The organism is Streptomyces sp. SID12501 (assembly GCF_010550245.1).
In the GTDB taxonomy this organism is placed as follows: Bacteria; Actinomycetota; Actinomycetes; order Streptomycetales; family Streptomycetaceae; genus Streptomyces.
Map to the genome: position 1 here is coordinate 145,088 of NZ_JAAGLU010000009.1, position 20,697 is coordinate 165,784.

The window sequence follows — 20,697 nt, forward strand, 5'->3', positions numbered from 1 at the left end:
ACACATGGGGCGCGCACAATCGTGGACCACCACGAGACACACCACGAGATCGGCCACCAGTTCGACCACGAAACCGGCCAGTAGCTACCCAAGACAGGAGGCAGGCATGCCACCCCCATCCGGATCCCCATCGTCATCCGCGTCCTCACCGTCACCATCATCGTCATCGTCATCTGTGTCCCCATCTGCGTCCTCATCTGCGTCCTCATCGCTGTACGAGCGCCGGGAGGCACTGGCTCTGGTGGCCGACGAGGCAGCCCGCGCCCGTGAGGGGACGGGCCGTCTGGTCCTGCTGCGCGGCGCCACCGGCACCGGCCGCACCGCACTCCTGGAGGCCGCCACCGAGCACGCGGAGGCACACGGCATGCGCGTCCTGCGCGTCCGTTGCTCCACCGGGGGCAGCGCGCCTGACGTCCGCCTGGCCGTCATAGAGCAACTGCTGTCTCCGCTACAGGAGTTGACCACCTCACCCCTGCCCGGCTCCCCAGCCGAAGCCACCGGCGCTCCGGACGGGTCGCTGCCGCCCGCCGCCCGGCTCTGGCGGTTGCTGCGCGCGTACGCGGCCGAGGGTCCGGTGCTGGTCGCCGTGGACGACGTACACCTCGCGGACGAGGACTCGCGGTGCTGGCTGATCGAGGCGGCTCGCAGGGTGGACCGATTACCGCTGCTGCTGCTGGTGACCGAGCGCAGCCAGTACGACGTGGACCCGCCGTCCGCCGGTCTGGTCCACACCCTCTCCCCCTCCCTCGTACGCACCCACACCCTCGCCCCGCTGAGCCGCGACGCGGCGGCGGAGCTGGTGCGTTCGGCCGTCGGCGACGACGTACCGGAGAAGTGGGTGACGGACTACGTTCGGGCGGGCGCCGGCAACCCGCTGCTCCTGCGCGCGCTGCTGGAGGACCTGAACGCCACCACCGCCGCACCGGCCGCGCTGCCGGAGACGTGCGCGGCGCTGTATCCGGGGGCGTATCCGGCGGCGGTGTCTTGGTGGCTGGACTGTGCCGGGGCGGCGACGGCCGAGGCGGCGCGTGTGCTCGCCGCGCTGGACGAGCTTCCGGGGGGCGCCGACGTCGACGTGTTCGCCGAGACCGCGGACGCCCTCGGTGCCGACCCGGCCCGGGTACGGGGCTGGCTGACCGCCATGCCCCGGCTCGGCATGCTGCGCTTCGGCGACGACGGGCTGCCCCGCTATGCCCACCCGCTGCTTCGGGACGCGGTGCTCACCGGCTGGTGCGCCGCCGACCGGCAGGCGGCGCACGGGGCGGCGGCCGAGGCGATGCTGCGGCGCGGCGTCCCGACGGCGACGGTGGCCCAACTCCTGCTGCGCTCGGGCACGATGGGCGAGGTGTGGGCAACGGAGGTCCTGCTGGACGCGGCGGGCGGCGCCGTCAGCGACGACCGTACCGACGACGCGGTGGTCCTGTTGCGCCAGGCGCTGGACGAGCCGATGTCGGACGGCCGCCGGGCCGAGGTGCTGACCGAACTGGGCTCGCTGGAGTTCACGGCAGTACGTTCCTCGACGGGCATCCCCCGCCTGACCGAGGCGATGCGGCTGCCGGGCCTGCCGCAGTACCGCGTACAGGCGGCGGTGGCCCTGGGCACGGCGCTGGCCAGACGCGGCGAGGCCCGCGCGGCGGTGACCCTGCTCCGCGACCTGGACGGCCAGTTGACGGACCACCCCGATCTGCTCCGCACGGTCCAGACGGCCTCGGCGCTCCTCTCCGACCACGACCAGATGATCCGCGAGGAGATGTACCGCCGACTGCACGAGACCGCCCAACACTCCCCACAGGCACTCGGCCCCGCCGGCCACGCCCTCCTCGTACGGTACGAGGCGACAGCGGGCCTGATCTCGGCGGACGCCGCCATGAAGCGCGTACGAACCCTGCTGTCGGAGCCGGCCGGCCCACTGGCGGAACCCTTCCTCCTGGGTACGGCGGCGGCGGTGGCCCAGTGGGCCGACGAACTGGACGAGGCCGAACGCCTGACGGACCGAGGCCTGACCGGCCAACGCCCGACCCTGCTCCACCCGATGCACGAGGCCTTGCTGAACGTACGCGCCGACATAGCCGCCGCCCGCGGTGACTACGGGCAGCTGCTGAGCGAGCATGAGTCGTGGCGGAGGGATGGGGCGGGGCCGGGAGCGGGGACCGGTGAGGGGTCTGGATTCGGTGGACTCGGGTTCAAGTTCGGGCTGGAGTGCGCGGCCGGGTCCGGGACCGGGACCGGGACCGGTGAAGCCAAGGTTGTGGCTGTGGCTGAGTCCGGGACAGGAACCGGCACCGTTCCCGGTACCGGGAACGGACCGACGAACGTGGAGGCGCACGTACTGCTCGCGCTCGTCGAGACCGGCCGTGTCGACGAGGCGTGGCAGCTCGCCGACGCCTTCGACCTGCGGGAGGCGCACGACTCCTGGGAGTTGAACCGTTTCCTCTACGCGCGGGGAGTGGTGCGCGCCGCCTCCGGTGATCCGGCCGGCGCCCTCGGGGACTTCCTGGAGTGCGGACGCCGCCAGTCCGCACGCGACGTACTGAGCCCGGTGGTCACCCCTTGGCGGGCCGCCGCCGCACAGTGCCAACTGGCCCTCGGCCACCACCAGGAGGCACTCGCGCTGGCGGAGGAGGAACTGCGGCTGGCCCGGGTGTGGAACACGCCACGCCTGGTGGGCCGTTCACTGCGGATACTCGGCACGGCGACGGGCGGGCGTCACGGCCTCGACCTGACCGGCGAGGCGGTACGAATCCTGCGTGAAGCCGCCATCGAAACGGAACTGATCCCGGCCCTGATCGCCCGGGGCCGTCAGCTGACCGCCGCCGGCGAACGCGCCCGAGCCCGCAAGTCGCTGCGCGAAGCAGCCGAACGCGCCGAACTCCTGGGTGCCGTACGCCTGCGTTCCGCAGCCGACGAGTCCCTCCGCGAGGGCGGCGCCCGCAGCACGACGACGACACTGACGGCGAGCGAACGCCGGATCGCGGAACTCGCGGTGAAGGGCCGCACGAACACCGAGATCGCGGAACTGCTGCACGTGGCCCGCCGCACGGTGGAAACCCATCTGACCAGCGCCTACCGGAAGTTGGGCATCCGGAGGAGGGGCGAGCTGACGGCGGCGCTGGGCCGCGTTCCCGGAGCCGGCCATCGGACCGACCCGACGTAAGGACTTCTCGCCCCCTGGCCCGGACCGCAGCAAGAAGCGATCCAGCGATCTTCGGCTGAATCCTTTCACCGACCCGCGGATATCGGTCGCCTGTGCGGAAAGGATTCATCTAGGGAATCGGTGCTTACATACGCAGGGTCGGGGGCGCGAGTGCGGAGGGACGGGCGCGAGTCCCACAATGAGTTGAGTGGCACCGTGCACGGCCCCGCCGTCCAGGCAGGTGCCGTCTACGGCGGTATTCACATCGGGTCGGAGTGGAACTCCGCCAGGCCGACGCCTCTGCAACTTCCGCCGCTCGTGCGGGTGATCGACCGGTCGCCGGAGCTGACGGCGCTGGAACGCCATCGTGCCCGTGCCGCGAGGGACGGCCGGTCGGCGCTAGCCGCGGTGAGCGGTCTGGGCGGAGTCGGGAAGACCACCGTCGCGCTGAGATGGCTGCACACGCTGCGCCCCCAGTTTCCGGGCGGACAACTCCACGCCGACCTCGGGGCCCAGTCACCCGACGGACCTGAGCACCCCGGAGAGATACTCGCCCGCTTCCTACGGGCCCTGGGCGTCCCGGCGCAGCAGGTCCCCGCGTTGCTCGCGGAACGGACAGCGCTGTACCGGTCATTGACCGCAGACCAACGCCTGGTGGTGCTCCTCGATGACGCCGCGACCGCGGCCCAGGTACGGCCATTGCTGCCCGCGGGCGGAAGCGTCACCGCGGTCACCAGCCGAAGACGGCTGCCGGGGCTGACGGTCGACGGCTGCTTCGCGGTCCACCTGGAACCGCTCGGCCCCGAAGCGGCGGTCGAACTGCTCGCGGACACCCTTTCGGACGGGCGGGTGGCCGAACAGCCTGACGACGCCCGCGCCCTGGTCGAGTTGTGTGCCGGCCTGCCGTTGGCCGTTCGTGTCGCCGGTGCTCGGCTCGCGGCACGCCCCGAACGGAGTATCACCACGATGGTCCGCGCGCTCACCAAGGAGCACCAACGACTGGAGGCACTGGCCATCGACGGCGACCACAATGTCCGAGCCGCGCTGGACCTGTCGTATCAGGCGTTGCCTCCGGCTGCCGCCCGGCTCTACCGGCTGTTGGGTCTGCACCCCGGTCGGGAGTTCGACGGCTCGGTGGCCTCGGCGTTGTTCAGTTCGGGGGACGAGGCGGAGAGGGACGGGGTTGCGAGGGACGCGGCGGACTCACTGGAAGTGCTCCATGACGCGAGTCTGCTCGTCGAGGCCGCAGGAGAACGGCATCGCTTTCACGATCTCGTCCGACTGCACGCCATCGCGAAGGCGAGGGAGGACGAATCACCGCAGGAGCGTGCGGAGTCGATGCGCCGTATCGCCGATCACTACCTCGCGAGCGCCACTCGCGCCGAGGAGATCATCGACCCTCAGCACCGGACCACGGCCCGGGACTACGGGCCCGAGCCAGTGGCGGTCGCGGATGTGGGCCCCGGCTCCGAAGCCGCTCTGGACTGGCTGGAGCGTGAGTTGCCCAATCTGATGGCCGTGATCCACCAGGCTCGTTCCGCCGGATTCCCGACCGTCTGCTGGCAGCTCACGGACGCCCTGTGGCCGCTCTTCCTGCGACGGAAGTTCTACGACGACTGGTGCGCCGCGCATGAGGAGGGGCTGGCAGCGGCACGGGACCTGGGGGACACGGCGGCCGAATGCCGGATGCTCACCTCCGGCGGGGTCGGCGAACTCGGTGCCGGGAACCCTGACCGCGCTCTGGAGATGTTCGAGCGAGCGGCCCGACTGCTCCTGGACAGCGGCGACCGACTCGGTCATGCCCGCACGCTCAACTACCGTGGGCTCGCCCTTCAACGCCTCAGCCGTCCGAACGAGGCAGCGGAACTCTTCCTGCGCGCCACCACGGAGCTTCCGGCGAACGGGGACCAACGGGCCGGGGGGTTGGCCAGGCTCAACCTCGCCGATGTCCAACTCGCCACGGGGCAGGCCGAGCAGGCGATCCGCGAGGCCGATGCCGCCCACGGCACCCTTCGAGCAGCGGGCGACACGTACAACGCCGCGCGCGCGGCCACACTCCTGGGCCGCGCGCATCTCGTTCTGAACCGACTCGACCAGGCGGAGGAGTCGCTGTCCTCAGCGCTGTCGGTCCTGCGTGGCATGACAGCGAACTACGAGTCTGCCCGCGCCCTCAGGAGCCTGGCCGAGGTCGCCGAGCGGCGCGGGCGGACGCGCCTGGCCCGGGACCACTACCAGGAGGCGCTTGACCTCTACTCCTCCGTGGGCCGGTCGCAGTCGGACGAAGCGGCGGCGACCCACAGCGGGCTCCGCCGGCTGGCGGACGACGAGTCCGGGGCCTGAGTCCGCAGGATGCCTGCGGCCACGGGCACCAGAGCCGCTGCGGGCAGTCCGGCCACCAGACAGGAATGAGCCAGCGAAGCGAGAGTTTCCCAGACACTCTCCGGCCGGCCCGGTCCTCCGGCCTCGACCTCGAGTGCGTGGCCGCCCAAGCCGAGCCGTAGCCAGCAGTGAGGACCGTGATGCACCGCCACGACCAGAGCACCTGGACAGGAAGCGGCCAGCCGAGCGGCCTGCCACGCTCCCACGCCGGGCCCGATCAGCACGTCGGCGAACGCGGACCACTGTTCCCGTGCGGAGAGTCGGACTCTGACGTGCTCGTCCACGGACAGGGTTCCGGAAGCCGAGTGCAGGAGCACGGTCCGGATCCGGCGTACCGGACTGCCGACGTCCCTGCCCCTGCCCGTGCCCGTGGCTGTGGCTGTGCGCACCGACGTCTGGGACACCACGGCGAGGAGAATCATCGTGGCATCACGCTGCCGGGTTCCTCGTAACGCACCGCCAGCGGGAGTCGTGCGGGCTCCGTGGTCGTCTGTGCGACAGGTGCTCGCAGATGGAGCTTCCGGTAGAGCAGGGCACGCATCCGGCGCGCGAACCGGCCGGGTTCCGAAGTGATCCGGGCTGCGACCCGCTCGTATCGCTGCGAACGACGGATCACGGAACTCCGCCTGAGCTGGGGACGCATCGGACGGTCTCCGTGCAGTCGCGGTGCGAAGGACATGAGTTCGGCCATCGGCGAACCCGGGTCGATGTCGGCGTCGGAGCGGCCCGCCATCAGCACAGGCACACCGGTCATCGCGGCGTAGAGCGAAACCGAGCCGTGATCGCCCACTATGTGATCGGCGGCGACGACCGCGCCGGTCCAGTCTCCGCGCGGGCTGAGCAGGATCAGGCCCGAGCGCACCAGCCCGGCGAGCCAGGTGCGGACCTGCCAGTCGCCGTGCGCGTTCCAGACATGGGGATGGAGCAGCACGGCGATCTGGTACTCGTCTCCGGGTAATTCGGTGACCAGCCGTTCCAGCGTGCCCCACCCTTGTCCCAGCAGCGAGTCGGGCCCCCAGGTGGAACAGACGAGGACCAGTCGTTGCCGGGCCCCGACCGCCAGTGCCTCCCGGTACAACGCTCGGGAGGGAAGGCTCGCGACGATGCGGTCGAAGCACGGGTCGCCCACCACTTCCGCCACCGGCAGCGCCTCGGGGCATTCGCGGCCGAGCCTGGTCAGCTCCTCGCTGTGGGCCAGAACGATCGCCTCGGGCACCACCGCACCGTCCCGCACCAACCGCTGCCTGCTGAGCCCGTACACACCCCGCTGGGCCGCTGGGCGGCCACGCTGCCCCATCGAGGTGATCTTGTTGTGTCCGGCCCCGTGCGGTAGTACGACGACGGGCGCCTGCAGGTCGTACAGGCTGCCATGGCTGGCGGCCAGAGCAAGGTCGAAATTCGTCTGTACCGCCTGACTCCAGGGCAGCACGAGGCCGCCCAGCCGTTCGAGGAACTCGCTCACCCCGTTGCTGAACACGTCCGGTGCCTGGGTGAAGAATGTCTGCACCCTGAGGTCGCCTTCGAGCAGGCGAATCACGTCGAGTAATCGCTGGCCCGCGATCACGGTGTGCACCACGACCAGAACTCTCCTGCGGGTCCGGCGAGTTGCCCAGCGCTCGACATCCAGCCGCACCGGCACATGCCGCCAGTGCGGTTCCGGAACAGTCACGCTCATCGTTGAAATCCCCCGGTTCTTCCTTCATGGCCTTCGTGGCCTTCGTGCCGCGACTTTTCGCGGCCGTGTCAGGGGGATTCCCAGAAGGCTGGATGGTGGGCTTGCAGGAATCCTGCACTACCACAACAGTGGTACAAGTCACACGAACGTACGTCGCGCGAACGCATGTCACATGAACATACGAACGATGCCGAAGGCCGTGGGAAGAAGCACACCCGTCGGGGGAGATGGTGGAACTTCTTGCTCTGGGACCTCTTGAGCTCTGGCACGACCAGCAGCAGCACGAACTCGGATCACTGAAAGAACGCTGCGTGCTGGCCGTTCTGATCCACGCGCGCGGGGAGCCCGTCTCGGCGGACGCGCTGATGGACCGGGTCTGGGACGGTGACCCACCTCCAACTGCCGTGGACACACTGCACAGTTACCTCTCCAGGCTCCGCGGACGGCTGCGCCGGGCCGTCGGCGACGACAGAGCGCGGGTGGAGCGGCCTTCATCCCGGCTGTACCAACTGCGCGCCGATCCTGAGGACATCGACCTGCTGCGCTTCCAACGACTGCGGTCGGACGCCGTGGCAGCGGCAGCACGGGGCGAACACGAGCTGGCCATCGGCCTGTTGCGTACCGCGGAGACCCTGTGGCGCAGCGAGCCGCTGACCGAGTTCGCCGACAGTTCCTGGGCGCAGGCGGCACGCGCCCGGCTGATCGAGGACCACCGTCGAGTGCGGGAGGAACGGATCGGCCTGGAGATGGAGTTGGGCCGTCACGCGGACCTCGTGGGCGAACTCCAGGAGCTCGCCTCACAGAGTCCCTTCGCCCAAAAGGTGATCGGCTCCCTGATGCTGGTCCTGTACCGTTCCGGCCGTCACGACGAAGCACTTGCCGTCTATCGGAACACGCGCGCACGACTGCACGAGAGCCAGGGCATCGAGCCGGCCGCGGAACTCCAGCAGCTTCATCTCCGCATGCTCGAACAGGATCGCGGCCTCCTGCGGACAACGGCCGAACCCCCCGTCTCCGCCCCGTCTCCGGAGCCCCGCAACTGCCTGCCGCGCGACATCCGGGACTTCACCGGCCGGGTCGGCGAACTGCGCATCCTGCTCAACGAATCCGCTGCCGAGCACGGCAGGACGAGCGCTCTACCGGTCACCGTGATCCACGGGATGCCCGGTATCGGCAAAACGTCCCTTGCGGTGCGCGCCGCTCACGAGCTCTCCACGGCCTATCCGGCCGGCCAGTTCTACGTGGACATGCGCGGCTACAGCGGTCAGCAGCCGCTCGATCCGGCGGACGCCCTGGCCAACCTGCTGCACTCGGCCGGATGGCCCGGTGAGCTGCCGGCCACGCTGGACGAACGAGCGACCAGATGGCGCGAGTGGACTGCCCGCCGCCGCGCACTCGTGGTCCTCGACAACGTGCGGGACGCCGCTCAGGTCGGCCCCTTGTTACCCGGCTCCCCCACCTGCCGTGTCCTGGTGACCACCCGGAGCCGGCTGGCCGGACTGGACGGCGCCACCGACCTGTTCGTGGACACCCTGTCCAGGACGGAGGCTGCGGCGCTCTTCACCCGGATCGTCGGTGCGTCAAGGGTGGCGACCGAGCCCGGGGGCCTGAGGCAGATCGTGGACGCGTGTGCGTGCCACCCCTTGGCCCTCCAGATCCTGGCGAGCCGCTTCCGCCACCGGGAATCGTGGGACCTGCAGCACCTCCTCGACCGCCTGACACACGCGAGCGACCCGCTGCAGGAGTTCGACGGCCTGATGACCGCGGTCTTCCAGTGCTCATACACGGAACTCAGCGGTCCCGTGCGAGAACTGTTCCGCCTCCTCGCCCTGCACAGCGGCCCCGACATCACCCTCCGGGCGGCAGCGGCGCTGGCCGGTCCGGACTTCGGAAGTGAGCCGGGGCTACTGGAGCGATGCGTGGAGGATCTGCTCGACTCCAGCCTGCTGGAGGAACCGGTCCGTGGACGCTACCGACTACACGATCTGACCCGCGCCTTCGCCCTGCAGGCCGGCGTCCACACGGATTCGGACAAGGCCCGGCATGCCGCGGCCGGCCGCCTCATCTCTCACTACGTCACCACAGCGCACCGGGCCGACCGGCTTGCCCATCCTCATCGCCGCGCGATGCCTCTGCCCCCGGACCAGGAATCCCGCCACGCACCGACGCTCTCCGGGCCGGACGAGGCGTCGGCGTGGCTGACCGTGGAACGCGGCAATCTCATGGCGGTCGCGCGCACGGCCGCCGCCGAACACCCGGAGTACGCCGCGCTGTTCCCGCGTGTCCTCGCGAGATCGCTCAAGTTGTGGGGTGCTTGGGACATCGCAGCCGAACTCTTCGACGCGGCCGTACCGGCTCTCCGTGCATCCGGCGACCGATCCGCACTTGCCCGGACCCTCACGGACCACGCGGATCTACTGGCCCAGCGAAACCACGGCGAGGCCCTGCGCTGCGCGACCGAGGCCCTGGCCATCCACGAGGACCTGCACGACGCGTACGGCCGTGCCGACGCCCTGTTCCAGTCGGGCCGCGCCCACCTCGCGGCGGGCCACGGCGGCACGGCGTTACGCGTTCTGGAACAGTCACTGAAGCTGTACCGCGAGGTGGGCGACCGCTCCGGCGAGGCCGACTGTCTCAACGTCGAGGGCGCGGTCCTCCACTACGCGGGACAGTACGCCGAGGCCCTCCACAAGGTGGAGCAGATGGGGGCGATCTACGAAGAACTGTCCGACCCGCACGGCTTGGCGCAGGCTCTGAACAACCGCGGCGAACTCCATTTCCTCCAGAAACGCTACGCCGAAGCCCGTGACTGCTACGAACGGTCCCTGGTCCTGATGCGGCAGCACGGCGGGCGCTGTGACCTGGCGATTCTCGACACCAACCTCGGGGCCGTGCATCAAGCTGTCGGCCAGACGGACCAGGCACTCACCTACTTCAAGAGGGCGCTCGCCGCCCACCGAGCCAGCGGCGACGCCTTGGGGGAGGCCGACGTCCTGATCAGCATGGGTACGGCCTACGCCGAGTCAGGACGCCGCGGCGAGGCCCTGCTGCACCTCACCATGGCCGAACAGGTCGCCACCGCCATCGACAACCCCTTCGAGACCCTGCGCGCGATGATCGGCGCGGCGGACGTCCAACGGGAATCGGGACGGCTCGACACCGCGTCCAAGGGCTACGAGCAGGCTCTTGAGGTGGCTCGCCGCATCAACTTCCCCATGGGCTCCGCACACGCGCTCGCGGGACTCGCCCGGACGGCTTCCCTGTCCCATCGTCCGGTCGAACGGGCCGTGGAGTACGGCGATCACGGCGAACAGGCGGTCGCTCTCTATCGGAGCCTGGGCGCGGAAACGGAAGCGGTGAAGCTTCTCCGGTTCCTGACACGGCACAGATCGACCGGCTCCTGAGCCCCGCCCCAGGAGCCGGCACTTCCACCCTCCGGGCCTCGGTCAGCCGAGGCCCCGACCGACGATGCCTACACCGGTGTCGCCCACATCCAGCGGAGCACCTCAAGCGCCACCTGGGTGACAGGCAGGACAGAGAGGGAAATGACGCACAGCGTGTAACGCTTCACGTGGCTCCTAGCACTAGTTCTCTGACAAGACCGGCGCCAAACGATCTACCGGTACGCGCAGAAGTTACGTGCTCAGAAGCCTGACTGGAAATGATTTGCGAAACTAGCTCACATGTGCTAAAAATCCGCCCTTCTCTTCGCCATTACCCCTGGGCATCGACCCCGCTCGGGGCGACCTCGTCCGACGGGAACGCCAAGGACCCGGCGACGCACACGGATTCCATCGAGCAGGACCACCCTGACATCGTCGAACCGCCCACACAGCGAAAATCCGTACTAGAATCTGTACAGAAACAAGACTCTATATGGGTACGGTGACAGCATGCAGATCCCCGAGGTCGTGACTGTCAGCGACGCGCGCACCAGGCTGTCGCGGATCCTGACCGACTTGTCGGAGTCCGGCGCCGATGCCGACCCGGTCCTGATCGGCGCCCATCGAAAGCCCCAGGCCGTCCTCCTGTCCGTCGAGGCCTTCGAGGCACTGAGCGGCCGGGCTGCACGACGTACGGCCGTCGCCTCGGCCACCGGCTCCATCGAGGCCGAAGGGCTCCACGCCTCCGAGGCCTCCGACCGCGACACCGAGGCGTACGTAAAGGGTGACGTCGACGCGGACACCCTGGTTGCCCGCGCGATTGCCCGCCACCAACAGACCACGGAGCGACGAGCAGGGTGAACGATCCGTACGCCATGCCCAACGGCGTGCTGCGCAACAAGCTCGGTATCACCGACGATCAACTGCTCGCGGCAGCGGAGGCGGACATCACCCGGGCGCGCCTCGTCCTACTCGCCGAACGGCCCCTACCAGGCAGGTATGACCTGGACCATCTCCAGGCGTTCCATGCCACGATCTTCGGCGACATCTATCCCTGGGCAGGCGAGTTGCGCACCGTGAACATCGCCAAGCGCACACCGTTCTGCCCGGCAAGAAATCTGGTGCCCTACGCCGGAGAGGTCTTCGGCCGCCTCGCCTCGTCCGGCCACCTACGGGATCTCCCCCGGCAGGAATTCGTCATCCGACTTGCCGCACTGTACGGCGACTTGAACGTCCTCCACCCCTTCCGCGAGGGCAACGGCCGCACCCAGCGGGCGTTCCTGACCCAGGTCAGCGCCGACGCGGGCTACATCCTGAACTGGTCGACCCTGGACCCTCAACTCAACGAGGACGCCTCGGTGAAGAGCTTCCTCGGCGACAACAGCCTGTCGGAACGACTACTGGACGAGCTCATCACGTTCGCGGGGTGACGGAGTCGTCGACCCGGAAGTCTCTCATCCCGGGGCTACCGGAGAAGCTGCGTACGCACGCGAGAGCATCGCGGCACATGCCCATCACGTCACTGCTCTTCGACGTCGGCCGAGACGATCACGCCGTCGCGAACGGTGTACGTACCGGCGAACAACTGATGTGTCCCGTCCGTCTGCAACGCGTCGAGTCGCATGGCCACGGTGTCCCCTGAGACGGAGTCAATGGTGACCGTATCCGAGACGGTGTCGGAGAGGCCCTTGACGAAGGAGTCGTAGGTCCCGCCCAGGTTCTTCGCGCCGAGGTCCCATGCGTGTGGATAGTCCCCGGCGTTGATGGCTGCGAAGTACTTCTCGACGACCTGTTGGGCAGGCGCGACGGCGGTGGTGGTCGGAGAGGCTGATGTCGGTGCGGGGGTGGGTTGTGCCGGTGCCGGGGGCTCCTCGGCCTTGGTGGGAGGGCTTTGTGTGGCCGTCCGGGTGACAGTGGCCAGCGAAGTGACCGTGTTCTCCGAAGTGACTGTGCTCTCCGAGGTGGCGAGTGCGGACGAGGCAGTGGGTGTGGACGAGGTGGCGGGTGCGGACTGCGGGGTACCCCCCGAGTGGCTGGTCATCACCACAGCCGCGGCGCCGCCGCCCACCAGTGCCACCGCCAGGGCCGCCCCGGCGATCAGCAACGACTTGCGCCGCCCGGGCCGACCGTCGCCTGCGCCGCCGGGATGGGCGTAGTGGTCGGCGGAGAATATCCGTACCGTCGGCGGGGTGGACGCCCGGTCCTCGTCGTAGGCCGCCGGGCCGGGCTCGGTTCGGTTGCCCAGGCCGTATGCCGGCACCGGTGTGGGCGGTGTCGTCTGCGTCGGTTCCCGGGCGAAGCGCTCCCTGCCTGTGCTGGGGGTCGGCGACGCCAGCTGCGTGGGCGGGTGCTCCTCCGTCCCGGGCGCAGGCGCGCTCACCGGCAGGCCCGCCGCCACATCGCCCAGCATCCGCTGAGCCTGCTCAGCCGTCGCGCGCTCATTCGGGTCCTTACGAAGCAGCGCTTCTATGACAGGGGCCAGCGGGCCCGCGTGCCGGGGTTCCGGAAGCTCCTCGGCGACCACCGCCTGCAAGGTGCTCATCGTCGTGGCGCGGCGGAACGGTGACTGGCCCTCCACCGCGGCGTACAGCGTCACGCCGAGCGACCACAGATCGGACTCCGGGCCCGGACGGTGTCCCGTGGCACGCTCCGGGGCGAGATAGTCCGGCGAACCGACGACGTCGCCGGTGCGGGTCAGGCCGCTGGAGCCCCCCATCACCGCGATGCCGAAATCTGTGAGCACCACCCGACCACCGCGCTCAAGCAGCACGTTGGCGGGTTTGACGTCCCGGTGGAGGACCCCCAGTTGATGCGCCCGGTCCAGCGCTGCCAGCAACTGCGCTCCGAGCCGGGCCGCGTCTCGTGGCAGCAGTGTCCCCTCCGTGGCGATGACGTCGGCGAGTGACTGGCCGTCGATCAGCTCCATCACGATCCACGGTTGACCGTCCTCTTCGAGCACATCGAAAACGGTGACGACCCCCGGGTGCTTGACGCGCGCCGCAGCCCGCGCCTCCTGCTCCATGCGAGCGTGCAGCACCGCGAGCTCTTCGCGCGGCAGGCCGCTGACCGTCAGCTCCTTCACCGCCACCTCACGGCTGAGCACCTGATCCTGAGCCCGCCACACAGTGCCCATCCCGCCACGTCCGAGCTGCTCGACGAGGAGATACCGGCCGGCCAGCAGCCGTCCTTCGGGGGCACTCATGGTGTTCCGGAACCCGAGCCGTGATCGGGCAGGCGTGGGCACCGTGCGGAAGATGTACGCATCTTCATAGCTCCTCACTTCCGCCGTCATGCGGCCGAGGATCCCGCCTCTTTCCATGCTGAGCCGATCGCTCCGCGTTGTCGCGCCGAACCGCGTGGGAAGACCCCTCGTAAAGATGCGTCACCCCGCTCTGGGACCGTCCAGCATGTACGTAGGCGCGCGGTCCGGTATGAACAGGTACGGAGTGGGTCCAACCACGTCCCCTGATCAGACAAAAAGGACCCTGTCCAGCATGTTCGCCGGTCAGGGTCCTTTGGCGGCAGACGAGCCGGGCCGTACGCCGGATAGAGTCCCACTCAGGGAGCGATCACGCTCTGACCTGTATGTTTGCTGGCATCCGGCGGCTGGTATCGCCCTCTGGGACTTCTCATCCTGACTCTGCCGGGGATCTTGGAGTTTCCCGGTGCGCCGACTTGATCAGCGGGCATGCTCGGGGCTGTTTCGCAGGCCGATGCAGTTGCCGAGGTGTCTGTTGTCGCTCCGTGCTCGTTCCGGTGAGCAAGTCCCGTCTCTGACCGCGCGGATCGCGCGGGCGAGCAACCCGGGCGGGACCACGGCGATGTGGGTGAGAGATCGCCTCGACGGGCTGTGGTGCGACGAGGACTTCGCCAACTGGTATTCGCGTGACGGTCGTCCGGGTCTGTCGCCCGCCCGGCCGGCGGCTGTCCGCGTGCTGCAATTCCTGCTCGGCCTGTCGGACCGTCAGGCCGCGGAAGCGGTCCGCTGCCGCATCGACTTCAGGTACGCCATGGCCCTGGAGCTGGACGATCCCGGCTTCCACCACAGCGTGCCGGCCGACTTCCGCGACCGTCTCGCCGAGGGCGACCGCGCCGACCGCCTCCGCAGCCTCGTACTGGCCCGTCTCAAGGAGGCCGGTCTCGTGCGAGAACGCACCACGCAGCGCACCGACTCCGCCCACGCCCTGGCCGCGGTGCGCGACCTGACCCGGCTGGAACCGGTCACCGAGGCCGTCCGCGCCGTCCTGGAAGAAGTGGCCCGCACCACTCCGACAGCGGGCGGCTCACCGCCGAAGCCAGAAAGTCGGCGCCGACCCCAGGCATACCGAACCCCACGAATCACCCGCACGAGATACGCACCTTTTCGGTTTGAGGCCGAGGGGCTCGTCGGCCTCAAACCTCCGACGCCCACACATACCGGCCGCACAATCTTCACAATGTGATGATCTTGACGTGTTCTCGCCACGTGTGCCAAAGTCAGTGCGCCATGAGGATCTCCGACACTCCGCCTCGGGCTGCATAACGTCCCTCGCGGCGCATGCCGTTGAGGGTTGTCCCTTCCGTCAGCAGTGTCTGCGGTGCCCCGTCCTGGGCTGTCACCGCCAGATCAACACCTCACGCATCACCGCACCGCACCACCATCCCGGGCGACTTCAGCCCAGGCACTCGCGCGCCACCACATACCGCTGGCTCCACCGCGCTTCGAACATCCCGAGGGGATCACATGGGCAACATCGCGTTACTCACCAACGACCTGCAGGCCGACGTCGTCCACAAGACCCCCGAGCGCACCGCCGCGATGGCCGAGGCGCAGCCTCAGTTCGTGAAGTTCCTGGACGACATGCGTCAGCGCGGACACGTGGTCTACCACCTGCAGTTGGTGAACCTACCGGACGACCCCAACGTGGAGCGCGACCTCGACGGCACTCTGCCCCTGCAGCGCGGCAGCGCCGGAGGCGCCATCCTGCAGGACTTCACCGCCCCGGGCGACGTGGTCGTGGAGAAGAACAAGGACAGCGGCTTCTACGAGACCGAACTGCACGATCTGCTCCAGAAAGCCGGTGTCGACACCGTGGTGGTGACCGGCCTGCAGACCCAGATCTGCGTCCAGACCACGGCCGCGGACGCGTTCTTCCGCGGCTACAACATCTGGGTTCCCTCCGACTGCGTGGTGTCCGGTGACCCCGAGGCCCGCGACCGGTCCCTGGAGTGGCTGCGCGGGTACTGCGCCACGGTCGCCACCTCGGCCGAGATCCTCGAAACCCTGGACGCACAGGGCGAGTTGCCCCGCAAGGTCGTCAAGATCCTCCCGTAGTCCCTTCTGTTCCACTCGCTGCGCGGCTCGCGTCCGGGCTCGCACACCCCCGACCGGCATGACCCGAAGGGACACCGGATGACCACCTTGGAAGCCGACCTCGGCGAAATCGTTCTCGACCACGGAAGCGGCACCCAGCTCAGCCACGAGCTGGTCTCGCTCATCGTGGAAACGCTCGGCGATGTCTACATCGGCGAGATGGAGGACAGCGCCATGCTCCCCATCACGGGCGGGCAGATCGCCATGACCACCGACTCGTTCGTCGTCGACCCGCCCTTCTTCGGCAACGGGGACATCGGCAAGATCGCGGTCTGCGGAACGGTCAACGACCTCGCCGTGGTCGGCTCCAAGCCCCTGTACCTCACGCTCGGCATGATCCTGGAGACGGGTCTGCCGATCGCCCGCCTGGTGCGGGTCCTCACCTCGATACGGGAGACGGCCCGGGAGGCCGGCGTCCAGATCGTGTGCGGTGACACCAAGGTGGTGCGCAAGGGTGAGGCGGACCAGATATACCTCAACACCGCGGGCGTCGGGGTGTTCGAGCGCACCCCGCTGCGGATGCGCAACGTCAAGCCGGGCGACCGGGTCATCCTCAGCGGCCCGATCGGCAACCACACGGTGCACCTGCTGTCGATCCGTGAGGGTCTGGGGTTCGAGCAGCGGGTGCTCAGCGACTGCGCGCCGGTGAACGGCATGCTCGACGCCCTGTTCGCGAGCGTCGCTGAGGGCGAAGTGCACTCTGTGCGCGACGTCACCCGGGGCGGGCTGGCGGCGGTGCTGCAGGAGTACTCGGAGGCGGTCGGGCGCACCATCCAGATCGATCAGGCCTCCCTCCCCATCCAGTTCGAGACCGTCATGGCGATGGACATGCTCGGGATCAACCCGATCCACTCCGCCAACGAGGGGTGCGTCTGCCTGTTCGTCGACCCGTCGGCCGAGCAGGAGGTGCTGGACGCGCTGCGCTCGCACCGCTACGGCGTCGGCGCGGTGACCATCGGTGAGGTCACCGAGCAGGCCAAGGCCCAGGTGCTCCTGCGGGACGCGGACGGCCGTGACTCCGTGGTCGAGGAGCTCGCGGGCGCCGAGCTTCCCCGGCTCTGCTGACCCGGTGCGGACCGTGGAAGAGACACACGACATGGCAGGCGCTACGGCCCGCCGGAGTATCCGGGTCACCGGTGTGGTCCAAGGCGTCGGCTACCGGCCCTTCGTCTACAAAGCGGCCCTGGCACGGCAGTTGACGGGCTGGGTCCTCAACGACCCGGAAGGCGTGTTGATCGAGATCACCGGGCCGGCCGGGGTCCTCGACGCCTTTGCCGTGGAGCTGAGCGAGCAGGCGCCGCCGCAGGCCCGCGTCATCGCCGTGCGGGTCGAGGAGCTGCCGCTGTCGGAGACCGAGCCGGAGGGCTTCCTCATACGGGAGAGCGTGCACACCGGCAGCAGGAGCGCGATCGTCCCCGCCGACGGTCACGTCTGCGGGGACTGCCTCGCCGAACTGCGCGACCCGGCGGACCGTCGCTACCACTACCCGTTCATCAACTGCACCAACTGCGGGCCGCGTTACTCGATCGTGCGCGCCCTGCCGTACGACCGGGCACAGACCACCATGGCGGCCTTCACCATGTGCCCGCCGTGTGCCGGGGAGTACGGGGACCCGCTGGATCGGCGCTACCACGCCCAGCCCAACGCTTGCCAGGACTGCGGGCCCGAGCTGCTGCTCGCGAACGCGGCCGGGGACGTGCGGCGGGGCGAGGAGGCTTTGGCCGCCGCCGTCCAGGCGCTGGCCGGGGGGCGCGTCGTCGCCGTCAAAAGCGTGGGCGGCTTCCACCTGGCCGTCGACGCACGCAACGCCGAGGCGATCGACCGGCTGCGGGCGGGTAAGCGGCGGGACTCCAAGCCGTTCGCCGTGATGGCCCGCGATCTGGACACTGTCACCGGGTTCGCGGAGTTCAGCCCGGCCGAGGCCGCCCTGCTCAGTTCCTCGTCCCGCCCGATCGTCCTGATCCGCAAACGGACCGGCGCCCTGCCGGAGGCCATCGCCCCGCGCAACCCCAACCTCGGGGTCATGCTGCCCTCCGCACCCCACCACCACCTGCTGATGGAGGGCGGCGAGCTCAGCGCGCTCGTGATGACCAGCGGGAACATCTCCGGCTACCCGATCGCGTACCGCAACGAGGAGGCGCTGGACCAGCTCTTCCGGATCGCCGACCTGGTGCTCTACAACGACCGTGACATCGAGACCCGGGTCGACGACTCGCTGGTGCGGCACTCGGCGCATCCCGCACTCGACGAGCCGGTCGTCAGTTTCCTGCGTCGGGCGCGCGGCTATGCACCGTACCCGGTCGAGGTGGGCATCGAACTGGCCCCCCTGGTGGCCTACGGCGCGGAGCTGAAGACCACAGTGGCGCTCTCCAGCGGCAGCCGGGTCTATCTCAGCCAGCACATCGGCGACCTGAAGAACGACGAGACGTGGGAGTCGCACCAGCAGACCGCCCGACACCTCGCCGACCTCCACCAACTGACGCCTCGACACGCGGCGGTGGACCTGCACCCGCAGTTCCGGGCCACCCGGCTGGCACTCAGGGAAGAGGGCGGCGAGTTCGGCCGGGTGGTCCAGGTGCAGCACCACCACGCGCACATGGCCTCATGTATGGCCGAGAACCGACTGACCGGCACCACCCTCGGGGTGATCTTCGACGGAGCGGGATACGGCGAGGACGGCACGACCTGGGGCGGGGAGTTCCTGCTGGGCACGTACCGCGAGGTCCGACGGGTCGCCTCCTTACGTACCGTGCCGCTGCTGGGCGGGGACCGCGCGGTGCAGGAGCCGATCAGGACGGGCTTCGCCCTGGCCCTGGACACCTTCGGTGACGCCGATGCCGCAGGCAGCGCCTTCCCGGTGCTGGACAGGTTCGACGCGCGGCAGCGACATGTCTTCGCGGCCATGGCGCAACGCGGCATCAACGCACCCCTGGCGTCCAGCATGGGACGGTTGTTCGACGCCGTCGCGGCGCTGCTGGACGTCACCACCCATGCCGAGTACGAGGCTCAGGGCCCGATCGAGCTGGAGGGTCTGCTCGCCCGGGACCTGTCCATGGCCGCCCCGGCGGAGCGTTACCGGTTCGGGTGCACGACCCCTGCGGGTGTCCCCGAGATCGACCCGCGGCCCGTGGTGCGGAGCATCGCCGCCGACCTCGCGGCGGGCGTCGACACCGCCACCGTCAGCCGGCGCTTCCACTCCGGGGTCGTCGACATGGTCGTCGAACGCTGCCGGGCGGTACGCACGGAGGAAGGCGAGGCGGCGATCGAGCAGGCGGTGCTCTCCGGGGGCGTCTTCCTCAACGAGTTCCTGCTCGTCAACTGCCTCGTGGAACTGCGCGCGGCGGGCTTCGACACGTACTGCCAGCAGCAGGTGCCCACCAATGACGGGGGCATCGCCCTGGGACAGATCATGGTGGCCAACGCCCAGCTGGCACCGGAGACCACCGGGATGGTCCGATGACGGAGCCACTCGGGCACATCGTCGTGCTGCACCGCTGGCGCGACCGGCACGCCCACTACGCCGACTACATCGACCACGACGCGTACCGGGTCAGCTACGTGACGACGGAGCTGGGTCGGGTCTCCGTCCCGGCTGGCGCCGCCGCCGTTGTCATCGTCCCCGCCACCGACTCGCTGACCGGGACCGACGCGGCGATGGCGGAGCTGGTCGAGCGGTTCGGGCCGGTCCGGCATCTGGTGGCGCTCAACGAGGGCGACCTCGACACGGCCGCCGCGCTGCGCGCCTCGTTCGGCCTGCCCGGGCAGAACACCGAGGAACTGGCCCGGTTCCGGGACAAGCTCGCCATGGTCACCGTGGTGGACAAGGCCGGAATTCGAGTCCCCCGCTACGCCGACGTCGATGGCCCGGAGTCCATCCGGAGGTTCGGCGAACGCCACGGCTGGCCGGTGGTGGTCAAACCGCGGCGCGGCACCGCGAGCCGTGGCGTCATGGTGGTGCGCGGCCCGGCCGATCCGGATGACCCCGCTTTCGGCGAGGCGCCTGCGGAGCCCTGTATCGTCCAGTCCTTCGTCGCCGACCCGGTGTTCCACATCGACGGCCTGTGGACCGGCACGCAGCTGGGCCCCTGGCGGGCGTCGCGCTACGTCAACAGCTGTCGGGATTTCACCGAGGGGACGTTCCTCGGCTCGGTGGAGGTCGATGATTGCGAACTGCGCTCCTCTCTGGAGCAGTTCACCGCCTCGGTGGCCGCGGCACTCGGGGAGGGACGGCCCTGGGTCTTCCACCTGGAGGCGTTCGTGGGGACCGGCCCGGATGGTGCGCCCCGGCTCACCTTCCTGGAGGCGGGCGCCCGGGTGGGCGGCGGCGAGATCCCCTTCGTCTGGCGGGAGGTCCACGGCCTCGACCTGATGGCCGCGGCGGTGGACATCCAGCTGAACCGCCCACCGACCGTGCCCGCCGTGCCCGTCGATCCCCCTGGGTCCGACGACCCCGCGGGGGCCGACCGCGCGGGCGGGACCGCCGGCTGGCTGCTCGTACCGGTACCCGTGCCGACGCCCTGCCGTGTCGTCGAGGTGACCCTCCCCCCGGGCTCAGCCGACTCGGGCGGGAACCCGTACGCCCATGTGGTGCCGGAGCCGGGCGCCGTCATTCCGCGGACGGGCGGCTACGAGCACGTCGCCGCCCGCTTCCGGTTTCGCGGTGCGTCCAGCCGCGAGGTCGAGGCCGCGATCGAGAAGACCGCGCAGGGCTTCCGTATGCGCTGCGAAGCCCTGCCGGTCCGATTACCACAACCATCGAAAGAAGTGTGAGCAT

12 protein-coding genes are annotated in these 20,697 nt (G+C 69.5%); 10 read left to right on the forward strand and 2 right to left on the reverse strand.

What is annotated here, in order from left to right; genetic code table 11:
• Nucleotides 1-211 precede the first annotated feature (211 nt).
• Together G3I71_RS12950 and G3I71_RS12955 are read left to right on the forward strand one after the other, a co-directional pair.
• The gene (locus G3I71_RS12950) at nt 212-3,154 is read left to right on the forward strand and encodes a LuxR family transcriptional regulator (RefSeq protein ID WP_239149134.1); all 2,943 of its coding nucleotides are present in this window, start codon (nt 212-214) and stop codon (nt 3,152-3,154) included.
• Between the two features lie 195 nt (nt 3,155-3,349).
• On the forward strand, nt 3,350-5,473 hold the full coding sequence (locus G3I71_RS12955) for an NB-ARC domain-containing protein (RefSeq protein WP_343242948.1): 2,124 nt from the start codon (nt 3,350-3,352) through the stop codon (nt 5,471-5,473).
• A 457-nt stretch (nt 5,474-5,930) separates the two neighbouring features.
• On the opposite strand, the gene G3I71_RS12960 is transcribed toward G3I71_RS12955, so the two are convergent.
• On the reverse strand, nt 5,931-7,187 hold the full coding sequence (locus G3I71_RS12960) for a hypothetical protein (RefSeq protein ID WP_164314160.1): 1,257 nt from the start codon (nt 7,185-7,187) through the stop codon (nt 5,931-5,933).
• A 227-nt stretch (nt 7,188-7,414) separates the two neighbouring features.
• Here G3I71_RS12960 and G3I71_RS12965 point away from each other — a divergent pair, with 227 nt between their 5' ends.
• The 3 genes from G3I71_RS12965 to G3I71_RS12975 all read left to right on the forward strand — a co-directional run bounded on the left by G3I71_RS12965 (nt 7,415) and on the right by G3I71_RS12975 (nt 12,000).
• Nucleotides 7,415-10,591 (forward strand): tetratricopeptide repeat protein, encoded by a 3,177-nt coding sequence (locus G3I71_RS12965; RefSeq protein ID WP_164314162.1) that lies wholly within the window; start codon nt 7,415-7,417, stop codon nt 10,589-10,591.
• Between the two features lie 489 nt (nt 10,592-11,080).
• The gene (locus G3I71_RS12970) at nt 11,081-11,431 is read left to right on the forward strand and encodes a type II toxin-antitoxin system Phd/YefM family antitoxin (protein ID WP_164314163.1); all 351 of its coding nucleotides are present in this window, start codon (nt 11,081-11,083) and stop codon (nt 11,429-11,431) included.
• Nucleotides 11,428-12,000 carry a Fic family protein gene (locus G3I71_RS12975; RefSeq protein WP_164314165.1) on the forward strand — a complete coding sequence of 191 codons (573 nt, stop codon included), beginning with the start codon at nt 11,428-11,430 and terminating at the stop codon, nt 11,998-12,000. The genes G3I71_RS12970 and G3I71_RS12975 overlap by 4 nt, the downstream gene beginning before the upstream one ends.
• A gap of 89 nt (nt 12,001-12,089) precedes the next feature.
• Here G3I71_RS12975 and G3I71_RS12980 read toward each other — a convergent pair whose 3' ends face one another.
• On the reverse strand, nt 12,090-13,772 hold the full coding sequence (locus tag G3I71_RS12980; RefSeq protein ID WP_164314167.1) for a serine/threonine-protein kinase: 1,683 nt from the start codon (nt 13,770-13,772) through the stop codon (nt 12,090-12,092).
• Between the two features lie 625 nt (nt 13,773-14,397).
• Between G3I71_RS12980 and G3I71_RS12985 the strand changes: the two genes are divergently transcribed.
• The 5 genes from G3I71_RS12985 to G3I71_RS13005 all read left to right on the forward strand — a co-directional run bounded on the left by G3I71_RS12985 (nt 14,398) and on the right by G3I71_RS13005 (nt 20,693).
• Nucleotides 14,398-15,012 carry a transposase gene (locus G3I71_RS12985; protein WP_343242949.1) on the forward strand — a complete coding sequence of 205 codons (615 nt, stop codon included), beginning with the start codon at nt 14,398-14,400 and terminating at the stop codon, nt 15,010-15,012.
• A 281-nt stretch (nt 15,013-15,293) separates the two neighbouring features.
• A complete protein-coding gene (locus tag G3I71_RS12990) occupies nt 15,294-15,884 on the forward strand; it encodes a cysteine hydrolase (RefSeq protein ID WP_164314169.1) in 591 nt (196 codons plus the stop codon).
• A gap of 78 nt (nt 15,885-15,962) precedes the next feature.
• A complete protein-coding gene (hypE, locus tag G3I71_RS12995) occupies nt 15,963-16,988 on the forward strand; it encodes a hydrogenase expression/formation protein HypE (RefSeq protein WP_164314171.1) in 1,026 nt (341 codons plus the stop codon).
• Nucleotides 16,989-17,019: 31 nt separating this feature from the next.
• Nucleotides 17,020-19,383 (forward strand): carbamoyltransferase HypF, encoded by a 2,364-nt coding sequence (gene hypF / locus G3I71_RS13000; RefSeq protein ID WP_164314173.1) that lies wholly within the window; start codon nt 17,020-17,022, stop codon nt 19,381-19,383.
• Nucleotides 19,380-20,693, forward strand: coding sequence for an acetyl-CoA carboxylase biotin carboxylase subunit family protein (locus tag G3I71_RS13005; protein ID WP_164314175.1), 1,314 nt, complete (start codon nt 19,380-19,382; stop codon nt 20,691-20,693). The genes hypF and G3I71_RS13005 overlap by 4 nt, the downstream gene beginning before the upstream one ends.
• Nucleotides 20,694-20,697: the final 4 nt, after the last annotated feature.

Excerpts from the sequence above, each read along its gene's own strand:
- G3I71_RS12990 (WP_164314169.1), top strand. The coding sequence starts at position 15,294 with ATGGGCAACATCGCGTTACTCACCAACGACCTGCAGGCCGACGTCGTC.
- hypE (WP_164314171.1), top strand. The coding sequence starts at position 15,963 with ATGACCACCTTGGAAGCCGACCTCGGCGAAATCGTTCTCGACCACGGA.
- G3I71_RS12980 (WP_164314167.1), bottom strand. The coding sequence starts at position 13,772 with ATGAGTGCCCCCGAAGGACGGCTGCTGGCCGGCCGGTATCTCCTCGTC.
- hypF (WP_164314173.1), top strand. The coding sequence starts at position 17,020 with ATGGCAGGCGCTACGGCCCGCCGGAGTATCCGGGTCACCGGTGTGGTC.
- G3I71_RS13005 (WP_164314175.1), top strand. The coding sequence starts at position 19,380 with ATGACGGAGCCACTCGGGCACATCGTCGTGCTGCACCGCTGGCGCGAC.
- G3I71_RS12960 (WP_164314160.1), bottom strand. The coding sequence starts at position 7,187 with ATGAGCGTGACTGTTCCGGAACCGCACTGGCGGCATGTGCCGGTGCGG.
- G3I71_RS12970 (WP_164314163.1), top strand. The coding sequence starts at position 11,081 with ATGCAGATCCCCGAGGTCGTGACTGTCAGCGACGCGCGCACCAGGCTG.
- G3I71_RS12965 (WP_164314162.1), top strand. The coding sequence starts at position 7,415 with ATGGTGGAACTTCTTGCTCTGGGACCTCTTGAGCTCTGGCACGACCAG.